Annotated in this window: 22 protein-coding genes and 2 pseudogenes; 15 read left to right on the top strand and 9 right to left on the bottom strand. The window is 43.8% G+C overall.

Annotation, left to right across the window (positions count from 1 at the left end):
• The first annotated feature begins 1 nt into the window (after position 1).
• From J7J49_RS18790 to J7J49_RS18770, 5 genes and pseudogenes are all read left to right on the top strand, one after another.
• A complete protein-coding gene (locus J7J49_RS18790) occupies positions 2-718 on the top strand; it encodes a HisA/HisF-related TIM barrel protein (RefSeq protein WP_215094822.1) in 717 nt (238 codons plus the stop codon).
• Positions 705-1,883 carry an N-acetyl sugar amidotransferase gene (locus J7J49_RS18785; protein WP_215094820.1) on the top strand — a complete coding sequence of 393 codons (1,179 nt, stop codon included), beginning with the start codon at positions 705-707 and terminating at the stop codon, positions 1,881-1,883. Before J7J49_RS18790 ends, J7J49_RS18785 begins: the two co-directional genes overlap by 14 nt.
• 4 nt (positions 1,884-1,887) lie before the next feature.
• The gene (locus tag J7J49_RS18780; RefSeq protein ID WP_215094818.1) at positions 1,888-3,042 is read left to right on the top strand and encodes a DUF4915 domain-containing protein; all 1,155 of its coding nucleotides are present in this window, start codon (positions 1,888-1,890) and stop codon (positions 3,040-3,042) included.
• A gap of 278 nt (positions 3,043-3,320) precedes the next feature.
• Positions 3,321-4,214 carry a methyltransferase domain-containing protein gene (locus J7J49_RS18775; RefSeq protein WP_215094815.1) on the top strand — a complete coding sequence of 298 codons (894 nt, stop codon included), beginning with the start codon at positions 3,321-3,323 and terminating at the stop codon, positions 4,212-4,214.
• Positions 4,215-4,310: 96 nt separating this feature from the next.
• A pseudogene (locus J7J49_RS18770) lies at positions 4,311-4,776 on the top strand (IS66 family transposase); the annotation flags it as partial.
• Positions 4,777-4,814: 38 nt separating this feature from the next.
• Here the strand turns inward: J7J49_RS18770 and J7J49_RS18765 are convergent.
• From J7J49_RS18765 to J7J49_RS18740, 6 genes are all read right to left on the bottom strand, one after another.
• Entirely contained in the window at positions 4,815-6,140 is a 1,326-nt protein-coding gene (locus J7J49_RS18765; protein ID WP_215094813.1) for a capsular polysaccharide export protein, LipB/KpsS family, read from the bottom strand.
• 258 nt (positions 6,141-6,398) lie between these two features.
• The gene (locus J7J49_RS18760) at positions 6,399-7,511 is read right to left on the bottom strand and encodes a DegT/DnrJ/EryC1/StrS family aminotransferase (RefSeq protein ID WP_215094811.1); all 1,113 of its coding nucleotides are present in this window, start codon (positions 7,509-7,511) and stop codon (positions 6,399-6,401) included.
• Positions 7,512-8,134: 623 nt separating this feature from the next.
• The gene (locus J7J49_RS18755) at positions 8,135-8,848 is read right to left on the bottom strand and encodes an acetyltransferase (protein WP_215094809.1); all 714 of its coding nucleotides are present in this window, start codon (positions 8,846-8,848) and stop codon (positions 8,135-8,137) included.
• Positions 8,849-8,861: 13 nt separating this feature from the next.
• Entirely contained in the window at positions 8,862-9,590 is a 729-nt protein-coding gene (locus J7J49_RS18750) for an SDR family NAD(P)-dependent oxidoreductase (RefSeq protein ID WP_215094807.1), read from the bottom strand.
• Positions 9,580-10,953 carry an AMP-binding protein gene (locus J7J49_RS18745; protein WP_215094805.1) on the bottom strand — a complete coding sequence of 458 codons (1,374 nt, stop codon included), beginning with the start codon at positions 10,951-10,953 and terminating at the stop codon, positions 9,580-9,582. Before J7J49_RS18745 ends, J7J49_RS18750 begins: the two co-directional genes overlap by 11 nt.
• Positions 10,934-11,179 carry an acyl carrier protein gene (locus J7J49_RS18740; protein ID WP_215094803.1) on the bottom strand — a complete coding sequence of 82 codons (246 nt, stop codon included), beginning with the start codon at positions 11,177-11,179 and terminating at the stop codon, positions 10,934-10,936. The genes J7J49_RS18745 and J7J49_RS18740 overlap by 20 nt, the downstream gene beginning before the upstream one ends.
• Before the next feature lie 240 nt (positions 11,180-11,419).
• Here J7J49_RS18740 and J7J49_RS18735 point away from each other — a divergent pair, with 240 nt between their 5' ends.
• Positions 11,420-11,680, top strand: coding sequence for a hypothetical protein (locus tag J7J49_RS18735; RefSeq protein WP_215094801.1), 261 nt, complete (start codon positions 11,420-11,422; stop codon positions 11,678-11,680).
• A gap of 1,117 nt (positions 11,681-12,797) precedes the next feature.
• Here the strand turns inward: J7J49_RS18735 and J7J49_RS18730 are convergent.
• Positions 12,798-12,959 (bottom strand): annotated as a pseudogene (locus tag J7J49_RS18730) (transposase); the annotation flags it as partial.
• A 300-nt stretch (positions 12,960-13,259) separates the two neighbouring features.
• On the opposite strand from J7J49_RS18730, the gene J7J49_RS18725 reads away from it, so the two are divergent.
• The 4 genes from J7J49_RS18725 (at position 13,260) to J7J49_RS22595 (ending at position 16,653) form a co-directional block, all read left to right on the top strand.
• Complete coding sequence (locus tag J7J49_RS18725; protein ID WP_215094799.1) at positions 13,260-14,096, top strand: hypothetical protein; 837 nt, start codon at positions 13,260-13,262, stop codon at positions 14,094-14,096.
• Positions 14,097-14,517: 421 nt separating this feature from the next.
• Positions 14,518-14,724, top strand: a complete 207-nt coding sequence (locus J7J49_RS18720; RefSeq protein ID WP_251048400.1) for a hypothetical protein — start codon at positions 14,518-14,520, stop codon at positions 14,722-14,724.
• Positions 14,725-14,728: 4 nt separating this feature from the next.
• Positions 14,729-14,878, top strand: coding sequence for a hypothetical protein (locus J7J49_RS22835; RefSeq protein ID WP_215094795.1), 150 nt, complete (start codon positions 14,729-14,731; stop codon positions 14,876-14,878).
• Positions 14,879-15,201: 323 nt separating this feature from the next.
• Positions 15,202-16,653, top strand: coding sequence for a flagellin N-terminal helical domain-containing protein (locus tag J7J49_RS22595; RefSeq protein ID WP_251048399.1), 1,452 nt, complete (start codon positions 15,202-15,204; stop codon positions 16,651-16,653).
• A 34-nt stretch (positions 16,654-16,687) separates the two neighbouring features.
• On the opposite strand, the gene J7J49_RS18700 is transcribed toward J7J49_RS22595, so the two are convergent.
• Positions 16,688-17,422: an ATPase gene (locus J7J49_RS18700; protein WP_215094793.1), complete on the bottom strand. Its 735-nt coding sequence runs from the start codon at positions 17,420-17,422 to the stop codon at positions 16,688-16,690.
• On the bottom strand, positions 17,422-17,637 hold the full coding sequence (locus J7J49_RS18695) for a hypothetical protein (protein WP_215094791.1): 216 nt from the start codon (positions 17,635-17,637) through the stop codon (positions 17,422-17,424). The genes J7J49_RS18700 and J7J49_RS18695 overlap by 1 nt, the downstream gene beginning before the upstream one ends.
• 350 nt (positions 17,638-17,987) lie before the next feature.
• Between J7J49_RS18695 and J7J49_RS18690 the strand changes: the two genes are divergently transcribed.
• From J7J49_RS18690 to rpsT, 5 genes are all read left to right on the top strand, one after another.
• Positions 17,988-18,668, top strand: coding sequence for a hypothetical protein (locus J7J49_RS18690; protein ID WP_064235155.1), 681 nt, complete (start codon positions 17,988-17,990; stop codon positions 18,666-18,668).
• Positions 18,669-18,840: 172 nt separating this feature from the next.
• Entirely contained in the window at positions 18,841-19,611 is a 771-nt protein-coding gene (locus tag J7J49_RS18685; RefSeq protein WP_215094789.1) for an amino acid ABC transporter substrate-binding protein, read from the top strand.
• 146 nt (positions 19,612-19,757) lie between these two features.
• The gene (locus J7J49_RS18680; protein ID WP_215094787.1) at positions 19,758-20,426 is read left to right on the top strand and encodes an amino acid ABC transporter permease; all 669 of its coding nucleotides are present in this window, start codon (positions 19,758-19,760) and stop codon (positions 20,424-20,426) included.
• Complete coding sequence (locus J7J49_RS18675; protein WP_215094785.1) at positions 20,423-21,178, top strand: amino acid ABC transporter ATP-binding protein; 756 nt, start codon at positions 20,423-20,425, stop codon at positions 21,176-21,178. The genes J7J49_RS18680 and J7J49_RS18675 overlap by 4 nt, the downstream gene beginning before the upstream one ends.
• A 268-nt stretch (positions 21,179-21,446) precedes the next feature.
• Positions 21,447-21,713, top strand: a complete 267-nt coding sequence (rpsT, locus tag J7J49_RS18670) for a 30S ribosomal protein S20 (protein WP_022521977.1) — start codon at positions 21,447-21,449, stop codon at positions 21,711-21,713.
• Positions 21,714-21,833 lie beyond the last annotated feature (120 nt).

The raw sequence follows: 21,833 nt of genomic DNA, 5'->3' as shown, positions 1-21,833 counted from the left end.
TTTGAGAATCGGCGCTTCAATTATTATGAAAAATAGGGTAGCAGTCCAGTCATATGGCTGGAATTTACTGCGCCCGCTTGGTAATCTACAATTCATTTTAGACTCTTTGGATGAATATGAGTGTGATGAAATAACCGTATTACGATATGCGAGATCGGAAGACGACGCGCAAGCATACAATGCCGACATAGATGTATTGGAGAGTTGTAATACATTAAGCCCTTTAAGTTTTGGTGGTGGAATTAGATCCTTAAAAGATCTTGAGAAAATTCGTCGTCTCCCTGTAGAGAGGCTTGTCTTCTCTTCTGCGGTATTCGAAGGAAATTATTCCTTAATAGAGGAAGCGGCAACACTCTTTGGTCATCAAGCTATACAGTGTTTGATTCCAATTTCTTATAATAACGATAAAGTCAGGGTGTTTATACCAAGCCAGAATAGATTTATTGGAGTAGAAGAAATTGATTTTGAAAGCTTGCATAACCTGTGTAATGAGTTGATCGTTTATGATACTGATGCCGATGGTTTCGATAACCTTTTTTCCTTTAATGCACTCCAAGATATTAAATTTCCATTGCCTCGAACTATTTTAATGGGGGGGATAGGGTTAGATGTGATCAAGAGGGCTAAGTCAGAAGGGGTGGCTGCTGTCTCAATAGATAATAGAGTCCTTCATAAAGAATATTCAATCTTGGAGGCTAAAAAATATGCTGGCCTGTAAGAAGTGTTTATATCCAATAAATCATCCGTTTGGGTTAGAGTTATATAACGGGGTTTGTAGCGGTTGCATTACCCATCAAGAAAAAGATTCAATAAATTGGGAGGAAAGGCGTAAAGCTTTAATTGAAATTTTAGATGTCTCTACAAAGAGAAATAAGTCATATGACTGTGTAGTTCCAGTTGTAGGTGACGCCGAGGATTATTACGTATTGTCCCTCGTGCTAGATTTAGGCCTTTCCCCTTTAGTCGTGGGTGTGAATGATTATTTTAAAAATGATATCGGATGGCATAATCTTCATAATCTAATTACGTATTTTGACGTTGACTCCGTCTTTTTTAATCCAGATTTCCATGTTTACCAAGAGTTAATTAAGACTAGTCTAAGAAAGTACGATAGTATTCTTTTGCCCTTTCATAATCTTCATACTGCATTTCCAGTTCATGTGGCCCATGATCGGAATATACCGTTAGTAATATGGGGGCAAAATCAAAGTGTTGAACAAGTTGGTAAGTTCAGTCATCTTGATTCTGTTGAGATGTCTAGGTGGAGTCGTAGGGAACATGACTTATTTAATGTGGAAGTTGATACCCTGATAGGTAATGGTGCGCAGATTGATACACGCAAACTGAATTACTATAGATACCCTGCTATAAAAAAAATAGCACGTCGGAATATTCAGGGTTTATATTTGAGTAATTTTTTTCGGTGGGACCCGTTGAGTCAAAATTCAAGTTCATGCCAGTTTGGATTTTGGCCTGAGCCTAATTCGACGACATTTGATCCATATGAGCGCGCTGGAAGTTCAGTTTATTACAATATTCACGATCTCCTAAAGTTAAAAAGAACTGGGTATAGAAAGTTTGATGACCACTTGGCGCGCGAAATTCGGCATGGTCGCGTAGATGCTAATACGTTAATAGAGTTAAAGTCAGAATATGCTGGTGCCTCAGTTGAAATCAAGCCTTTCTTTAAATGGTTAGGGGTTAGTGAGAGTGGTTACCAGTGGTACGTGGAACACCGCCTTTCATCATTTACTAAGCTAATAAAAACCGGGGATGGTAATAGATCTGCAGTTCTTAGCAAGCATTTTTCTTTGGTTCAAGAATCTAGCAGCTTTGCGAGGACTCCAAACAAGCAATTTATCTTATTTGGCAAAGGTATTTAAATAGATGCGTAAAAATATCCGTGGTTTGGTGTTTTTTGGTAGTGGTGTTGTAGCTGAAAAATCACTAAAAAATAAACCTGCATTTATTGTAGACAATAATCCTGATTTGGTCGGTGGGTTTTTTCATGGAATTGAAATTAAGTCACCTGAGGTTCTACGCAATAGGTCTGATGAGTTTGAAGTCGTAATATGCACCACGTCAGTTTCTGAAGTGAAAGCACAACTTGAAAGATTAGGTTTTGCCTGGGGTAAGGATGCTAGGGTTTCGGATTACCTAGAAGAGCGCCTAGAAATTGCAGAGCTTGAAGATGAGCGTTTTGAATTCCTCATATCAAGTGGTTTACCTTCGAATGCAACCGATGATTCAGGTGGCGGCGTCTATAAAATACAAGAAGGTGACTCTGATTATCCAGATATTGAAAAGCTTTATCCAGGTAATATCCATGGGATGATCAGATACAACGATGGAATTGCGATATCCTCACAAGGTGAGGGGATTGTCGTGCTTGATGCTGAGTATAACGTGTCATCAGTTATTTCACTTCCCAAGTCGTCCAGACCTCATGGGTTAAGGTCGTTTAAAGACGGATGGGTTTTTATTTCAAGCTATAATGATTCCATTGTTGGGATCAGCTCGCAGGGCGAAACTTTATTCGAGTATCCCTTTAGTGATAAAAAGACAGAATACTCGTCCGCGCAACATCATTGTAATGACCTTATTGTTGTAGGCAGTTTTGCATACGTTTCTATGTTCTCTGTTACCGGAAACTGGAAGAGAGGAGTATATGATGGCGGTTTAGTAGAGGTCAATCTTGAAACTGGTGAAATGAAGGTAGTAGTGAACAACCTTACTATGCCGCACAGTGTTGATTTTATCGATGGCTCGCTTAGGATATTGAACTCTTTCAAAGGAGAAGTGTTAACCAATAATTTTGAGAGTCAGTTTGTATTGTCAGGTTTTGTTCGAGGCTACGAGGAAAATGATAAGTATTGCTTTGTGGGCGAAAGCAAGAACAGAAACTTTTCGCGGTTAAATGTTGGTCGTAGTCCTGTTTCTGTAGATTCTAAAGTTACTGTAATACATAAGAAAAGAGGTTTTTGCCGCTCGATTCCTCTCCCTAAACGAATATCGGAGGTTCATAGCCTTATATTATTATGATTCTGGTTTGAGCCCATCAGTGGCCTGTCGCCGATACACTCACGGGCTTTACCGACCTAAGTTAAACATTCATTATCCGAATTTATGACGATAGCAGCTTCAACCACTTTTTGTTACTCCGCGTAAGATATCCGGGCTAGTAATTCGGAGGCTTTCTAAATAGTTGAAGCGAAAAGAACGAATATGCTAACGCTCAAAGAAATTAAGCTTTTGTGGAAATGATTTGGTTCCACATGCTGGCATGCTGAAAGGCGCACTTACTGAAGGAGTTAAGAAAAATGAATTATAAGTTGTTTTTGGAATGTAGAGACGCGTATAAAAACGGGCAGAATGTAATGGATCTCGTCCAAAAATCGGTACCAAATAGTAGATCGTTAGCAATTGAGATAGCTTATGATCTACAGGCAGGAACATACATCAGAGATTTCTACAATAATGAAGAAAAGAAAAGAATGTATACGGACGAAGGTGGAGACATTCTTGAGCGACATATTAACAAAGATAGCGTGATTTTAAACGTTGGCGCAGGTGAGTTATGGACAATAGCTTTAATGGTAGACCGCATTTCAGTAAAACCAAAAATGGTTTATAACCTAGAGATAAGTTGGTCTAGGATTTATAAAGGTTGTTCATTTTGGAACGATATTCATGGTGCCTCAATTAAGATGAAGCCTTTAGTGGCAGATATGCTCGAAATCCCTCTTCCGACAAAGTCTGTTGATATTGTTACTTCCAGCCATGCTTTGGAGGCGAACGGTAGCCAGTTAAGCGAAATTGTTAATGAACTTTTTAGGGTTTCGAGAGATAAATGTGTGCTTTTTGAACCATGTTATGAGCTTTGTTCTAAAGAAGGCCGTGAGAGAATGGATAGGCTTGGTTATATTAAAGACGTAGAAAATGTCGTCAAAAATTTGGGCGGTAGTGTTGAGAATATTATTCCGATTACTCACTCTTCTAACGCACTGAACCCAACAGCGTGTTTTATAATTAAAGTGCCTCCGAGTTACGCAACATATGAAGGGGGTAGCCACTTTACGGTTCCAGGTACAGACTACTTACTAGAACATAAAAAAGACTGTTACTATTCAATCGATACTGGTATAGCGTTTCCGATTCTAAAGGGTATTCCAATTTTAAAAAGTGACAGCGCTATTTTAGCGTCAAAGTACTAAAATTTTCAGTACAGCGCTCTTTTAAAGCTGATTTTTTCATGAATTATTTACGTGAATAAAACAAAACCACCTCGTCCTGGCGTGAGTTGTGGCTACAGGATATACGGTGTGGAAAAACAAGCGAAGGCCCTTGAACTCGAGGCGCGTCACGCGCTGCGCGAACAGAAGAGCCGCCCACTGATCGATCAACTGCGCACCTGGCTCGACAAGTCACTGGCCCAGGTGCTGCCCAAAATACGCTAGGTAAAGCCCTGCACTACCTGAACAACCAGTGGTCGCGCCTGACACGGTTCCTGGACGATGGTCTGATCCCGCTGGACAATAATCCGGCGGAGAACGCTATCCGGCCGTTCGTGGTGGGGCGTAAAAACTGGCTGTTCAGCCACACCCCGAGCGGCGCTCACGCCAGCGCGGCGATCTACAGCCTGATCGAAACCGCCAAAGCCAATGGCCTGTCGCGCTACGACTACTTGCAGTAAGTCTTCGCAACCCTGCCACCCTCAACGATGATGACCTCGACATGCTGCTGCCCTGGCAGTGGAAAGAGACATTACCGGTCTAAGTGACGCCTGAATAGATGGAGTTAGTGGCGCTTGCGTTTTACTTGCGCACTACAAATAGTTGTCCGTAATCTTCAAAGTTTTTTAAAGAGAGTTCTTTGTAAAAACTACAAGGCTGTCCATATTTAAAATTGTAATATCCAAATGGAAGAGTATTTTCCTTTTCTTTCGGAGAAATTTCGTCTTCTAATAATATATGTAATTGCTCAGGCGATTGAGGCTCATAAACAGCATCAAATCCTTTATATATCGGATTTCCAACCGTAATACTAGGGATACCCATATAAGTTGCTTCGACGCCCATTGTCGATAAAAAGCTAACTACCTTCTTAGCTTTCAATGCTACTTTATACGAGCTTATGTTTGAGTGACTAGGAATTATAGTTACGTTCTTCCCGTTAAGTTTATTGTGCCAAAAGGAGTAATCTTTTTGGCATATTTCTTTCTGGTTAGGATGCAATCGTATGACTAATTGATAAGCTTCTTGACTGCTAGCCCAAGCTGCTAGCCACTGAACAGCGTCTCTTTGGCTTTTAAATAGAGTTGATAATGATATTCTTTCATCTAAGCTAGCGTATTCGTCCTCACTGGAAGGGAAGTAAACTATATAAGGTTTGTTAACTAATAATTCATCATCATTATTTTTGCTGAATGTATTTTTTTCTTGTTTTTGAAAAAACGAATGACCAGTGTCAATTTTTGATTTATCTGTAGCATTTATCCAAAAGTCATTAGCAATTTTACTTCTCAACAAAAAATCATGAATACGTGGCTTTTGGATCGTTAGATTTTTTCCACTATTCATTCGCTCATAATAAAGTATATTACACCCCAGTTGCTCGCAGAAAAGAGACTGCGGGTAAGTGTTGTAGTGCCTACCATTATAGATGTATATAGTATCGCTGATATGAATATGATCTAAAGCAGCCGTTTGAAAGCTTTCAAGAAAAAGAATGCTTTGTTGGGTGTATGAATTTAATTCTTGACTTAATTTTTTTAGGTCAGGTTCTGTACACCTATGTTTTGAGATTAAGCTTGATGCAATGCCAGGGCCAATATTTATGTTGTTATATTCTAGTAATTGAAGCTCCTTTATATTAGTTATTTTTTGTGTAAGTGACTCTGATTTTTTTTCTATTGAGTCATTGATGGTTATGTCATTATTGACTTTGTAGATGCCGTTTTCAATGTCGAGTTTATTTGATAGGATCTTTTTTAATGCTGGTATTTTATCAGCATCACGTGTTCCGACAATTACCATAGGTATTGGGTCTTCGTTTTTTGTTACTTTTAGATAGTAGAGAAGCTCTAAAAAAGTACCTAGAACCTGATAGTTTTTTAAATCGGTACAGTAGACATAGTTCATGTTTATATATCCAATATGTTATAATGAAATATAAGGAGCTCAATGCCATACTTTTTAATGACTACCTTAATTTCGGTTAAGTATTGATTGTCATAGTAGCTGGGAATTATTGTATCGTCGTCGCAGTCAAATGCCCCGTGCGCTAATGGGTTATTGTCTAGGCCTATTAAATTAACTTGATCTATAAATAATTGGCAGAAGTCTACAATAGACTGTCCTACACCACTTTCGATAGAGCAAATGCCAATAATAACCTTTTTATTTTGTTAATGGGTATTGAACAAGAGAAACTATTTTTGATAGAGAATTTCTCTCTATACTTGGAAAGATAGGCAGGCATATAACTTTGCTAGAAATTGATTTTGCAACTTTTAAGTGATTCTTTTTAGATAGACTGTTGTATTGGGGCGTGTTGCTTATCAAAGGGTAGAAATATCTCCGCGCATGTATGTTATTTTCTTTTAGTAAAAAGTAAAGCTGATCTCTGCTTAATGGGTAATTACTCTCAATTAGTATAGGGAAATATGAGAAATTATGTTTCTCTAAGTTTAAGGGTTTTAATATACTAATGCCTGGTGTTGAGTTTAATGCATCTCTATAATAATTATCTACTGATTTTCGTTCTTCAAGTGCTTTGTTAATATACTGTAGTTGAAGTAGTCCAAACGCTGCATTTACTTCACTCATTTTGCCATTTATGCCGGGCGCTACAACAGTAACTTCATCAACAAAACCAAAGTTTTTTAAATTATTGATATGTTGCTTCGTCTTTTTATCGGGACAAATAATCGCGCCGCCTTCAAAAGTATTGAATACCTTAGTAGCGTGAAAACTTATCGCGCTTAAATCACCATGCCTTAAAATGCTGCCGCCTTCATCTCGAACGCCGAAAGCATGCGCAGCGTCATAAATAACTTTGAGATTATATTTATCTGCAATTTCTTGGATAGCATTTACATCGCAAGGGTTCCCATAGCAATGTACAGGCATGATTGCTGTAGTGCGAGAGGTAATGGCAGCTTCAATTTTATTAGGATCAAGGTTAAAAGTGTTGGGATCAATGTCAACAAAAACAGGCGTAATACCGTTCCAAGTCAAGGAATGTGCCGTTGCTACGAACGAGAAGGGAGTTGTGATGACTTCGCCAGTAATTCTCAATGCTTGTAAGGCAGTGAGTAGTGCTATAGTTCCATTATTGAAAAGCGCTATTTCAGGCACTCCCAAGTACTCGCAGAGGGCTTCTTCAAGCTGCTGGTGCATCGGCCCATTATTAGTAAGACGCTTGCTTTGCCATATTTTCTCTAAATACGGAATGAACTCCTCAAGCGGTGGAAGATAAGGCTCTGTCACATAAATTGGTTTATCGCTCATGCTTCTCTCGCTAATTGTTTTAAGTAAGCGCCGCAAACGATTTTTCTCATTGGTTTGCTTCGTATCATCATTGCCCTTGCGATAGCGCCCAACGTCGTGAAACTGCTACCAATAAACTCGACGCTACTCTTTAATGAAAAATGCTACTATTTTTTTAATTTTACTTAAATCAAAATTCTTAATCGAGTAGATCATATGGTTGAAAATTCCTTTATCTTGACATGATGTGGCAATTGCAAATGAAAGAAAAGCGTTATTGATTGGGCTTATGAGTAGCATTTAAAACATAGACGCTGTTCGTTGACTGATCTTTAAAGTTAATATTTGATTAAAAATCAAGGATTTATATCTATATTTTGGTCTGTGTAGCCCTTTTTTGTAAAATCACTTGACAGCTACTGTTTCTCTATCTATAGCCATAGGCCCTTTTTTAGTTTCCGTAGGCATCTTAGTTGACGCGGCTACCCCCGCTTGTGTTACTGAACATCCACAAAACTAATCCGAGGAAAAAGTGTAAATGCTCATTAATTAAATATAAGATAACTACTTGGCTCATTAGTTATCAGGTTCTCAATGCTTAGATATTAAAAGCGATGAGAAAGTCAATATTCTGATCTATAAAATCACCGCTTTTTGAGCAAGCTTTCACCATTTTTAGAGTTAAACATTCTAACGCTTTTAGGTGATTCTCGGTCAAATGCTAACATCCCGTCAGGCATGTCTTTTTTAATAACAATTCCAGACGATAATTTACAATATCGTCCAATGTTTGTGCGCGGATCCACAACTACGCCTGCACCTATAAACGTATATTCGCCAATGCTAGAGCCACCATTGAGGTTCACATGAGGAGAAACGATGACGCCAGAGCCAATAGATACATCGTGACCAATTGTAGAATGGACGTTTATTATGGAATGGTCTCCAATTTTAGAGAAGGGCCCAATAAAAACAAACGGTGCAATGATTACGCCTTGTCCAATACTTGCTACGGGTGAAACTACTGCGCTAGGATGGATAATCGTGATGAACTCACCACCTGCGTCATTTATCTCTGATCTCTTTTGCCTAACTGCTAAAGCCGTACCTATGCCAATGATAGATTTTTTTTGCTTGAATTTATCAACACTGTTTATAGAGTCGTGAAGCGAGACTGAATAGCCGAGAACCTTTTGAAGGTCATCAGCTCGAGAAAATTCACTAGAAACAATATCAGTAACGACTAATTTTTTGTCACTAGTTTTTCTATGATATGTAACATCTTTTATATACATGGCTAATTCAATAGCCATGGCGCCGCATCCATGAATTATTATTTCTACAGAGTGATTCGTCATAGTTTATTCCTAATTATGCCGTGCTTCCGCCATCGACTGTTAATATAGTGCCTGTCGTTTTTTCCGCCCCTAGTTCCAGCAGATAACGCACAGCATGAGCCGCATGTGAAGGGTCTGGCAAGCCAAGTGGCGCGCGACGCTTTACTGACTCAAGCTTTGACCCTGTTAACCCCTGAGTCATTTCTGTGATCATGTAACCAGGCGCGACACAATTTACAGTGATGCCTGCTCGGCCCACTTCACGAGATAGAGAGCGTGTAAACCCTTCTAAGCCTGCTTTAGTTGCACCATAAACGGATAAGCCGCTAAAGCCAGTCTGCGCAATTATTGATGATATATTTACAATTCGCCCGCGCCGAACTTTCATCATTTGGCGAACCACATATTTTGTCAGGGTAATCGGGGCTTCCAAATTAAGCGTTAATACACGCGAAATATCAGAAGCGTGCTGAGTGGCCAGTAAACCGTCAAGACCAGTTCCAGCATTATTTACCAACCCATAAGGGGCTTGGCCTATTAAATCCATAATATCGTTTACCAGCCCATGAATTTCTCCGATCTGCGTGAGGTCAAATTCAATAAATTGGCTGTGCTCACTAGGCAGTGTATCAAACTCTGGCGTAATATTGCGTCCGATTCCAATAACCCTATAGCCGGATGCAACTAGTTCCTTTGATATAGCTAAACCAAGTCCTTTTGCAGCTCCTGTGACGACTACTGTATCTTGACAATCAGAGTTCATTTTTTTGTACCATTTTGCCCGTTAAATTTGTTTTGATATCATCAATAAAACGAATAACTTTAGGTCGCTGATATGTTGTCAGTCTGTTATTTATAAAGTTTTCAATGTCTACTCTGGAATTGCTTTCATCTAAACCATCACGTAGTTTGATATCGACTACAACTAACGTGCCAGTGAAGGGGTTTTTCTTCCCGTATACATGCGCCTCTAAAATATATTCATGCTCAAGAAGAACGTGTCTCACTTGCTCTGGAATTACTTTGTTACCACCAATATTCAATACACCACTTGCTCTTCCTAAAATGTAAAAACGTTCTCCTTTTACACTTACTAAGTCGCCAGTGTTAATCCAACCTTCATCGTTAGATAAGTTTTGCTCACCAGCATAACGTTGGCCAGCGCCACAGGAGCGTAAAAATAAATGACCATCACGTATAGCACTCTGCACTGTGGCAGCATTGTCGTCTAAAAATGAAAGAGGAAAGCCAGCTTTACCATCACTTACAGACATCCCTACGCCTGCTTCTGTTGAGGCATAGACATGAGTAATACGTGCTCTGGGGAAAACTTTATTTAATGCGGCGAGTATTGTCTCATCTGCTGCTTCACCTCCTAAAGTGATTTGCTGCAAATTGAGTTTTTCACTACCAGGACACATCAAAATTTTCCGCCAGAGGGTAGCTGTGGCGGATATATGAGTTACGCGATTAAGTAAGCAAAGCTTTACACACTCATTCATCGGCTCAGTTAGGTCTGGCACGACTAGAGTATGCCCGCCAAGCAATGCCTGAAAGAATACTTGGTAACCAGCATAGCGCGTAACATCGTAAAGTAACGCCCAGACGTGTGGCATACACTCTGTTTGTGATGTTTTTAAAGCTGTTCGAGCTAGTGAGTCTAAAGAATGCAGAACTAACTTTGCAGACGCAGTCGTTCCCGACGTTGGCACAAGCCACGTTGTTTTAGCCCATTTCACTGATTGCTCATCAGCTAGTTCGGACTTCAACTCTGAAGTGCTAACGATCGTGAGCCCTTCCTCAGAAAATAATATTGTCTCTTCAATAGGTAGGTCAGTTACGACATGTGAAAAATTATGTTGCTTTAAAATACCCGAAATGTCCGCTTTGCTCAGGCGTGTACTGATTGGGCAAATAGAAGATGCAATGCCGTCCAAGGCAACCAGTATTCGAGCCAGATTAACAATGTCTTTACAATAAACAACAACCGCGCTGCCTCTATCATTCCAGGCGGTACTGCAGATATCCAAATAGCTGATTTTTTTATGTGCCGTATATATCGCTATGCGTTCAGGATTGGCCGCAGCCACAACCTCAAGATGGGATTTAAGGCTGGTGTTTTTCATAGAATTCTACGAACTCGCCAAAAGTTTGTGGATAAAAAGCTTCATCTGCTATCGAAAATGGATCAAAACCAAGCTGTTCTTCTAGTTCGACAACCAAAATGGCAAATCCAAGACTATCAAGCCCTGACTCCAAAAGTATCAAATCGTCAGTGATAACTGGAAGGGCCTTACCCTTAGCTTCTCGCTGAAAAACTTCCAGGAAAATTCTTTGAATAGTACTTTTCACACATTTCTCCTTGTTAGATAGCCTTTTAGAGGGCTATTTCTTGAGTCTATGTTGGCTGATTAAGTGAGAAAATAAAATATTTCGCACTGATGATGCCACTTTTAACTAATTCTGTGCGTCAGTGACTTGAGCATACGTTAATAGGTCTGTTGCGTGCAGTTGCTTTGTGAGCTCTTGACGGATGATATTGGCATTCACCACGATTTTTAAGCTTTATCACATCCCTGCAAGGTGAAAATAATGTACTCGCATGTTAGCTCCGGTGATTTTCAACCCAGTTCCAAATGTCTGTCTCTACACAGCCTGTTTATTACGCTCAATTTCGTCCTCTCGACACCGAACCGAGTACCTCCCTGTTTGGGTGTTGCCCGTTCAGCGTTGTGGATGTCGGCGCTTAGCCCTTTTGTAAACTCCCTTGCGGTGCTCAAGACGTTCTCGGTCGACATCTCGTCGATGCCGCTCAACGATGCAAAGCCCTCTGTGGGCGACGTTGGTCAATAATACTTGACGGCGCGGCTTCATTCGACCTCGGTGGTGCTGTTGTTGGTGCTTTTTCATTACCCGGTAGAACGACGATTCGGAAGCCAAGTAGGCTCCTTGATCTGCCAGTAATGGCACGATTTGATACGGCGGCAGGCTCTGATACCCCGTGGGCAGGCGCTCAAAATGGCCTGTTCCTCCTCGTGTGTCAGTTGACTGGCTTGTATCGTGTGTGGACGCTGATCCTCAACCACTGCGCCACTCCCAGAACGCCAGCGTTTCAGCGTACGCTCGCTCACGTCTATCATCGCCGCTGCTTTATAGCGGGAAGCGCCCTTGTTGCCGCTTCATCAAACAACCCAATGAGCCTTGCACGTTCCTCCAGAGGCGTCAGACGTCCTCGCCGCCTTTTGGGTCTTCGCCGTACAAGGCGTCGACCTTTTTTTAGAGCACCAGTAATAATGTCGTTTCCGCTAATACTCTGTCTTTGCGGCGTACTCCTGCTTTGAGCTGTTTGATCGTTTTACGGTCTTCTTTACGCTGTTTTTATGCCGTTTTTGCTTGGTCTTCTGATTGCCCGCTCCCTGTAGGCAAGCGGTTTTCTACTGCTGGATCTGCTTGAGATAAAGGTTTTTTTGCGGCAGTAAGCACTAAGCTTTGTTTCTGGCAGGGTGGCGGTTTCGATGACCACAGCGAGCTTGGCATCAGGGGATCACTCGTTGTCGCTTTGGGTGTAACCCGGCACAGGTACTTCCTTTTCTCGACACTGTTTTAACCAACTATACAGCGTCGCGTCAGAGATGCCTTCTTCAGTGGCGACCGATAATGGGGTGGCAATAACTTTTTAGTACGGCAGCTTTACTTTCTTTAGAATAACTTGGCACATGTGTTCCATGCCGCTTTCTCTGGATTAGATTAAGGCGATATCGCCAACCGAACGACAAGGCCGACAGAGGGATAGTGGCGCTCAGGCCAGCGAAACCGCCAAAGCCAATGGCCTCTCGTCCTACGACTACTTACAACAAAGTCTTTGAGACGCTGCCGACCCTCAAAAATGATGACCTCAACACGCTGCTGTCCTGTAGTGGAAAGAAACTTTACCGGTCTAAGCAATGACTGTCTAGGTGTGGCTAGTGGATCGCTTACGAAGCACCGAGGCTAAACTACGCGTCAGGCGGTGTTGTTTATCGACTTCGCGAAGCAGGAGCAATCTTGCATCGGAGGTAATGCGGCCCCCAGAAAAATCGGCTTCAATTTTGCGGCCGGAGAGTAGCGAGAAAGCTAGTTTTTCAGGTACCATTTTGGAAGGAATTGTTGGTGTTGTTGTAAGCCCAAAAACTTTAACACTTTCAGCCGTTTTCTTTTATGCTTGTGAGAAATTCGTTTAGGCCTATTAATGATAGGCTACAAAGCATTTGTACAGATTTAAAGCAGTGCTTTTTAGTCGTGGTGATGTTAAAAGGTCTTCCGTTATAATGTTTTTTGAAAATTTATAAATGTACCTCGTCTGTCAAATGTTTATGTGATCCACTGTTGCTTTTATTATGAACGACTATGTGTGTTTTATTGTTAAAATCGACGTGATATAAGGGGAAGTGAATTGGAAATTGAATTGTCGCCGCTTTTAAGTAAAGCAATACGAACTCTCGCGGCAAAAAGAACGATGTTGAAAAGAGAAAAAGACATTATTGAAACTATTGCTGTCGGTTCATCACATGGTGATTTTGGCTTTGATCCTCGTTATTGTGAGAATTCTTTTAACCTTTGCTATAGATCTTTAGATTTAAAGCATTCTTTTGGACTTTATAGTTACGCATGTAACACTTTGCCAAATTTGAAAAATGTAATTGTTTTTTATTCAGTGTTTTCCTCTGGTTTCTCTTTAGAGAGAAGTAATGGTGAAAAAGAGATTTCTGTAGCGGTTAATGAGCTTTTTGAACTCGACTTTACTTATGATGACGAAGTGCTAGTTGAGTCAGCTAATATGATAAAAGGTCATTTTGATGATTATGAAGTTGAAGCTAATGGGATAAGAGGTTTTTTGGCAACTGGGAAAGGGTTTTTATCTGAAAGTATAGGTGTTGATGTCCGCTCATCAGCGCATATGAAGCATAATTCTAGAAAGGATTTTAACCTTTATTTGGCAAAAATCATTTCACTATCACAGAAGATGGGGCATAAGGTTTTTGTGGTTATTCCACCGGTAAGGTCGGATTATAGAAAGGCAGTTGGCAAAGATTTTGAAAATATCTTTTCTGGTCTTTTAGAGCTGAAAAATGAGTTTCATTTAGATTATGATTTTCCGATAATCAATTTTTATAGTGATGACGGTTTTGTGGATAGTTATTTTGGGGACTTTGACCATCTCATGCCAAGTGGCGATGGTGCTAGACTTCTTTCATTAGTAATTGGTAATGTTTTGAAAGGTGATGGTTAATTACTTCGATGTTGTTTTTTGGCTCCTCGTCATTGGGTGTAGAATTTTCCCCTTAAGTTTAGTCACGATAGATCCTCTGCAACAACAGGAGGTAAGACTTTGATGGTAATCAGATTCTGACTCTCGGTCTGAGTTTGGAAGCGCCCTGAGCTCTCAAGAAACAGCATCTGGACACTTCTGTGTTTACCCATCTACTGGATCTCTATGTCGAGGCCAAGTGCGGTAGTCTTTGCCTCTCTCAGGAGTGCGGTCACGCCTGCTAAGCCCATGACTTTGCCGACAAAACCTGAAGGGATCTAAACTTTTTCCAACACCATTGTTACCTGCATGCCCTGCACAAAGTGCCCTAGACGTCAAACGCATTGAGGTGTCTTGGGCGCGGCGGGGCAGCAACTTTACACTGCTGTTTGAGCAAGTTGCCATGTCATTGGTTAAGGAGATACCGGTGCTGGTCGTCTCTCGGCAGTTGGAGATTTCCGACAAGCGATTGTGGCGCTTCATAAACTATCTCAAGGTCATGCTGGCGGTGGTCTTCAAAAAAGCACTGCTGAAGCCGATTGGGAAAGCCCACACGACGCTGGAGCGGCCCGCCGAAAGAAGTCAGTCGCTGGTCGAGCGCGCGACTTGAAGGAATGAATGGCCTGTTTCAGGCGAGTCGGTCACGTGCATGTGGCTATCGAAACGAGGCCAATTTCATCGCTAGGCTTTGTACGGAAAGTCGTCGAGCGAAGGCCTGGCAAGGGAATAATTGCGAAAAAGCAGAGTTTACGGGGTGTAAATGAGCATTTTGAACGGCCTAGCGTAGCGCACGACCCTTTTTTCACGCCGTATGGCCGAGTTGAGTCAGTTTTCGTAAAGCCTAAGATTTACCTGATTGGCAACGCGGTAGGCTGCCTGTTTAACAAGGCTAAATGCACATGAAGTGACGAATAACATGCTTTCACCTCATTGGAGTGAATCACATTTGTGAGCTGTCACTTGGCAGATCTTCATATTTCTATGAATATGTTAACCAGTAGGACTGCACGCTCTTCATAAGCTACTAAAGAAAGTTCCTTTTTCTGCTGTAACCTATTGCGACTAATTGTGTATAAGGATGTCCCGAATGGCAGTTATTAATACGAATCAACTCTCATTGAGTGGGCAGAACCAGCTCAAACGCTCGCAGTCTGCCATGGACACTGCTATCGAACGTCTGTCGTCAGGGTTGCGTATCAATGGAGCGAAGGACGACGCTGCCGGGCAGGCTATTGCTAATCGTATGGAAACCAACCTTCAGGCGGGTAAAACCTTAACCCGAGGCATTAGTGATGGCATTTCGCTGATGCAAACTGCTGAAGGTAGTCTTGATAGCATTAACGATATTTTGCAAAGAGCGCGTGAGCTGGCCATTCAATCCGCCAATGGTACCCTTTCTGATGCTGATCGCTCCTCGGTCAATGCCGAGTATCAGCAGCTCGCAGAGGAGATCGACCGATTGGCCTTCAGTACAGAGGCGTTTGGTAAGACACCACTCGCACCCGCTGAACCGCGCCCCTTGCCGGTTAAGCTAGGTGATGCATCTCATATTACTGAGCTTCTTGAACCTGGTTTTAAGGGTTTTACCTCCGGCACAGTGTCATTGGCTTACATACCTGAGGGGGCCACTAACGTCACGTTGGAGATCGACTCTTTTGGTTTAGATGATGACATTCAGATCTTCACGCAAGATGGGAAGCATCTGATAGGGACGCCTATAGATGGGGCTCATCCTGACCATGTTTGGCAGTCCCGGGACGCTACTGATCTTAATGCTTCACTACTCACGTCTCAAAATGGATTTGAATCTGGGGCCAGTTACGATGCTAGCCTGCTACAAGATGCGGCGGGAAGCTATGACCTAAACTCGCCGCCTATTGAGCTTGTTTATAATGACATGAAAATTACTTATAGCGGCGACGGTGATCGGCTTGATGAGGCATCGGCTGATGATGACGGTACCGAATTTAACAACGGCAACCTGTCGGAAAATAGGCTGGAGCGAGTAACTTTCGACAAGGTAACAGAAAACCTGATTGTTTTCGTTGTAGGTCAAGGTTCATTTAATGCCAGAGCTACCTGGGATGACATGCCAATTGAGTATGACGATCCCGAGCCAGTATCAACCCCCGTGAGCACTCCTACCAACATCGTGGTCAGTGCTGGGGTTGGTCAGAAAATGGATTCCATCACGATTGCCCCAACCCCTTCGGATACTCAATCATTGGGGCTTGAAGGGGTAGCACTGGATCCTATAGAGAAGGCCTTGGAAGCGATGCAGAAGCTCGAGCAGGCAATGGGGCAAGTTGATGGCTATCGAAGTCAGTACGGGGCTCTCAACAACCGTTTTGAATCTGCCATTGGTACCTTGAGCGAGGAGCAAGTGAGCTTGGGGGCTGCTAAGTCGCGAATCGAGGATGCGGATTATGCCGTTGAGGCGTCTAATATGATGCGCGCACAGATTTTTCAGCAAGCTGGTACTTCAATGCTCGCTCAGGCCAATCAGACTCCGCAAAGTATTCTTTCTTTGCTGGTTTGATTGTGGATGATTGTTTTATGTGAGGTGTGGGAGGTTAGGGGCTAAGCTTTTGCACGACATGGCGGTAAAACCAGTCGGGTAGCTCCCCGGTCTTGGTTTCGATCTCCCCTTCAGGAGTCACTTCAGCTAACCATGTATTTTCACTGCCAGAATTGTCAAAGATAAATGCACGGTCAGCCAATTTGATAGCATCCAGCAATAGATCCAGCGAGCGATAGTACCGCTGACGAATTTTTTCTTCTGGCACGGCGTGCCCGCCAGCGCTTACACGGTTGGACACGCGCTGTATATTAATAGCTGGGTCATCCGTGGCGATATAATAGAGGTAGTTTTTAAAGCCAGCCTTACGAGAATCCTTAAGTACTTGAATCTTATCGTTTGATGACATTACTGTTTCAAAGGTAAAGTCAGTTTTAGAGGTAATGAGCTCTTCTCGAATAAGGGCTGAGGCAATAGAGGCAAGATAAGAATTTGGTGGCGATGAGGCGGGGAAAATAATGCAGTTTTCTTCGAATGTGAGTGCTTTAAGTTGTGATGCTAAAGAGGCTTTAACGGTGAGTGGTGATTGGTAGAAATAACGCTCAATTTCAGTCTTTGATAGATAGACTGCGTAGTCCTCAAAATAGAGGGTGCCGGATGCTTTAGCATCACTCTCAATGTCGTCAGGGTTTATATACACCCCTTTCATCTGAGTAGGGATAACGTCCTTGATAGTGCTTTTGCCAGACCCGTTTGGCCCAGCAAACATACGCAAACGCGGTATGCCCATTAAGTTACCTTGAGCTTCATGCCTACCGACACCCTGTGCTTAGGTGGTGCTTTTTTCAGAATGCGAACGTCGCCATTTGCGCAGGTTTCTACAAGATTACCATCGACGATTTCTATCACGTTTTGACCACTGCTCAACGAGGCTTGGTAAGCGCGACGGGTGTAACGCACTGCTTTTTCTGCAAAACGTTGTTCCGCATCAAGTTTATTGCTCATGACAGCTACCCTATTAGCGATCTTAACACTCTACCAGCATACAAGCGCTTGTCAGTATATGCTAGCAGTGGGAGTTGGCGCCCAAGCAATTACAAATAGTGGGAATAAAAAAAGTCATTTGCACAAAGATTCACGCCTTGCCGCAGATAGCCAAACTCCCGTGCAGCTCCTCCAGCAGGCTTGCTAAGCCTCAGGTGGTATCAATCAACTGAGACGTCGTATGCCACTAATTACTTAGCCCGCTAAAATTGATCTTCCCGGCGTTTGCTCGATAATGAGTCGTTATATTGGCACTCGTCGGCTAGTGGGTGCCCAAATTTTACCTTCTTCATTGGGCAGGAAAACACCCCATGGATCCGCAAAAACTGGCGGTAACCTTAGCGATTGCAGCAGGTTGGTTGAGTTTTAACAGCCTTATTGTTTGTATGTATTTCCTGCTGAGTGGCAGAGGCGTGCTAGAGGGTGGAATGTGGCGCGGCGGAGAGTGGCTAAGGATCGGCCAGTCATTATTACCAGCCGATGGGAGTACCGAATTGCCAGCTCAGCCCTCAGCTATGGCTCAACAGGTGAATACCTCCTCTACGTTACCCGAGATTGAAGATAGCGTAGAGGAGGTGGTAACTGTAGAGGCAGAAGAGACTGCTCATGTACTATTTGTGATGTTTGATCAGCCGGATGCCGCGCTCAATAAGAGACTTCAGCTTAGTCTTAAAAAATGGGAGGCTCACTACGATGCTGCATTTCAGGTATACAGCGTGCCAGGAGCTACCCCACAAAATCCATTGCGGATTGCCAATGCCTACCCGCCTGGAGTAATGCCTTCCCCGGATACCTTCCTGCAAGATGAGCACTTACTTGGTGGCGTGAGTGTGATCCTCAAAAAGCCCAAGCGCAGGCGCGGGTTTGATAAAGTGCAGTTGGAGAAGTTGGTTGCGTTTACAAACGAGTTGGCAGCGTTGGGCGGAAGCGTGCTTGATGCTGATCGCCAAGTAGCTACCCCTAAAACGTTTTTGGCTATTAGGCAAAAGTAGCCGTACAGCCCTTTGCGATGTCATATGCAGTAAAGGAATAAAAAATAATTTTAATATTCTTTTGTATGCTTTTTTCTTAGAGGTAAAATAGTTGCCATCAATATCCATGACTATTTATGTGCTGTGTGGCTATTCATATCGTCGCACAACCGACCAACGAGGAAATAGACTTATGCCACTACCCCGTAAGCTTAATCTCACCCTGGCCGCGTTTTCGTTGAGCGTTGCCAGCGGGTTATTTGCCGCGGCTGCCCATGCAGATTCACTCCGTGTAGGCATGTCCGGTGGTTATTTTCCCTTTACCTTCGTTGAGCAAGACGAGCTAAAAGGCTTTGAAGTGGATGTCATGAACGCCGTGGGTGAGATCACCGGTGATGACATTGAATTCGTTACGGCGAGCTTCTCTGGCTTGGCGGGTATGCTGGAGTCTGGACGCATTGACACCATTGCTAACCAGATTACGATTACTCCGGAGCGTGAAGCGAAGTACGTGTTCACTTCGCCTTACGTGTATGACGGCGCGCAGGTCGTGGTGCGTGCGGGTAATGATTCTATCCAAGGCGTGGAAGATTTATCTGGCAAGAGCGTCGCGGTAAACCTGGGCTCGAACTACGAGCAGTTGCTACGTGAACAGCCTAACGCCGATGAAATCGATATTCGCACCTATGAGTCCAACATTGAGCAAGATGTGGCGCTAGGTCGTGTCGAGGCGTTTGTCATGGATCGTGTGAGTGCTACCCAGGTTATTAAAGAGAAAGGCCTACCCTTGGAACTGGCTGGTCAGCCGTTCTCGACCATTGCGAATGCTCTGCCGTTTCGTGATGATGAGGCGGGGCGCGAACAGCGGGATCGCATTGATGCAGCCCTTGCTGAACTTCGTGATAGTGGAGAGCTGCGCGAGATATCCGAAAAGTGGTTTAGTACTGATATCACTCAACCGTAACCGCTGAGTTCGCCTGTTTCACGCGGCCGTGGCATTGCCACGGCCGTTTGCTTATACGCGATGTGGCGTTTGTTAATGGCTAGTTTGAATGGCTGTGTCAAATGGCTATGTTAGATGACTAATCTGAATGACCATGTTGAATAACCATGCTTAACCTTGAATATATGTGGGGGCTGTTGCCGGTTCTGCTGAGCTATTTGCCGCTTACGCTGGAAATGGCGACGATTGCCATGGTCTTTGCGCTGATATTGGCGTGCCTGCTGGCAGTGATTCGCGTCTCACGGGTGCCATTTTTAAACGGCTTTTCGCTGCTGTTTATCTCGTTTTTCCGAGGCACGCCGCTGCTGGTTCAGCTGTTTCTTTTCTACTACGGCTTGCCGCAACTGATCAGCGCATTGATCTCTATTACCGGCGTTACCGCTGCGGTGCTGGGATTAACGTTGCACTTTTCTGCCTACATGGCCGAGTCCATTCGTGCAGCCATTGTGGGGATTGACCGCAGCCAGACCGAGGCCGCGCTCTCCATCGGTATGACCCAGTCGCAATTAATGCGCCGTATTATTCTGCCTCAGGCAACCCGCGTAGCGACGCCGACGCTGATGAATTACTTCATCGATATGATCAAGGCGACCTCGCTGGCCTTTACGCTAGGGGTAACTGAGCTTATGGGGGCTACCCAAAAAGAGGCCGCGGGCAGCTTCCTTTATTTAGAGGCATTCTTGCTGGTGGCGCTGATTTATTGGGCAGTAGTAGAAGTGCTCTCCTGGGGGCAGCGTCGGCTGGAAATTTACCTGAATAAGGCATACCAACGATGATTTCGCTGCAAGGCATTACCAAACGCTTCAGTGGCCATACGGTGTTTAAAGATATCGATTTGAGCCTTTCTCAAGGTGAAATCATCGTTATCATTGGCCCTTCAGGCACCGGTAAATCGACGCTGCTACGCTGCATTAACTTTTTAGAGCGCCCAGATGCGGGGCGCTTAACGGTAGGTGATTTAAGTGTCGATACCCAGCATGCCAGCCGGGCGGATATTCTGGCGCTGCGCCGCCGCACTGCCTTTGTGTTTCAGAATTACGGCCTATTCGCCAACAAAACTGCGCTGGAGAATATCAGTGAGGGCATGATCGTGGTGGATAAGCTGCCCAAAGCTAAGGCCCATGCGAGGGCGAGGGAAATTCTGGAGCGCATTGGCCTGGCGGATAAAGCCGATGCTTACCCGGCCTCACTTTCAGGCGGTCAGCAGCAACGTGTGGGAATCGGCCGCGCGATGGCCGCGAATGCTGATGTGATTCTATTTGATGAGCCGACTTCTTCGTTAGATCCTCAGTGGGTGGAGGAAGTGCTGAGTCTGATGAAGCAATTGGCGGAAGAGCGCCAGACGATGATCGTTGTTACCCACGAAATGCAGTTCGCCCGAGACGTAGCTGATCAAGTGGTATTTATGGATGACGGCGGTATTGTCGAGCAAGCCCCACCCGAAGAGCTGTTCACAGCGCCCAAAGATGAGCGAACGCGGCACTTCTTACGCAAAATTCTAGCGCCTACGGGGCAGGCCATCTTGTAAAGTAGGCTGAGTGCTCTTGAGCCCTGAATCTCATTGACAACAGCTAGCAAGCACACCTTGCGCGTGATAGACTATGCCATCCTCTCAGACAAGTCCCGTGGGCGGGCAGCTTATTTAGACTGCCTGCTGCACATTTTGGTAGGATGATACGCCTGCCAAATCAATTGGTTGTTGCGGAAACGTCGTGCTGTGACAGCGCAGCCGACGAACATATATTTAATTTCGTTGCCGTTTTATCGGCAACCTTTATTCTCCAAGGAGATACCCTGTGGCGAACAGCAAGCAAGCTCGCAAGCGCGCCCGCCAGGCCGAGAACCGTCGCGTCCTGAAATCCAGCCAGCGCAGCATGGTCCGCACCTACATCAAGCGTGTAGTGAAAGCGATCGGCACCGGCGACCACGCCAAGGCAATGGAAGAGTTCAAGGCAATGCAGCCGGTCGTTGACCGTATTGCAGACAAAGACGTGCTGTCTAAGAAGAAAGCAGCTCGCCTGAAGAGCCGTTTGAACAAGCGTATTAAGGCACTGGCGGCGTAAGTCGGCAGGCGCCATAAAAAAACCGGCTGCGGCCGGTTTTTTTGTGTCTGGATGATTTTCCTAGATGGCCTTTTCTAGATGGTTCTTTCTAGACGATTCTATCTAGACGATTCTTTCTAG

The organism is Halomonas sp. ISL-56 (assembly GCF_018612805.1).
Taxonomy (GTDB): domain Bacteria; phylum Pseudomonadota; class Gammaproteobacteria; order Pseudomonadales; family Halomonadaceae; genus Vreelandella.
This window is presented reverse-complemented; position numbering and strand designations above follow the sequence as displayed.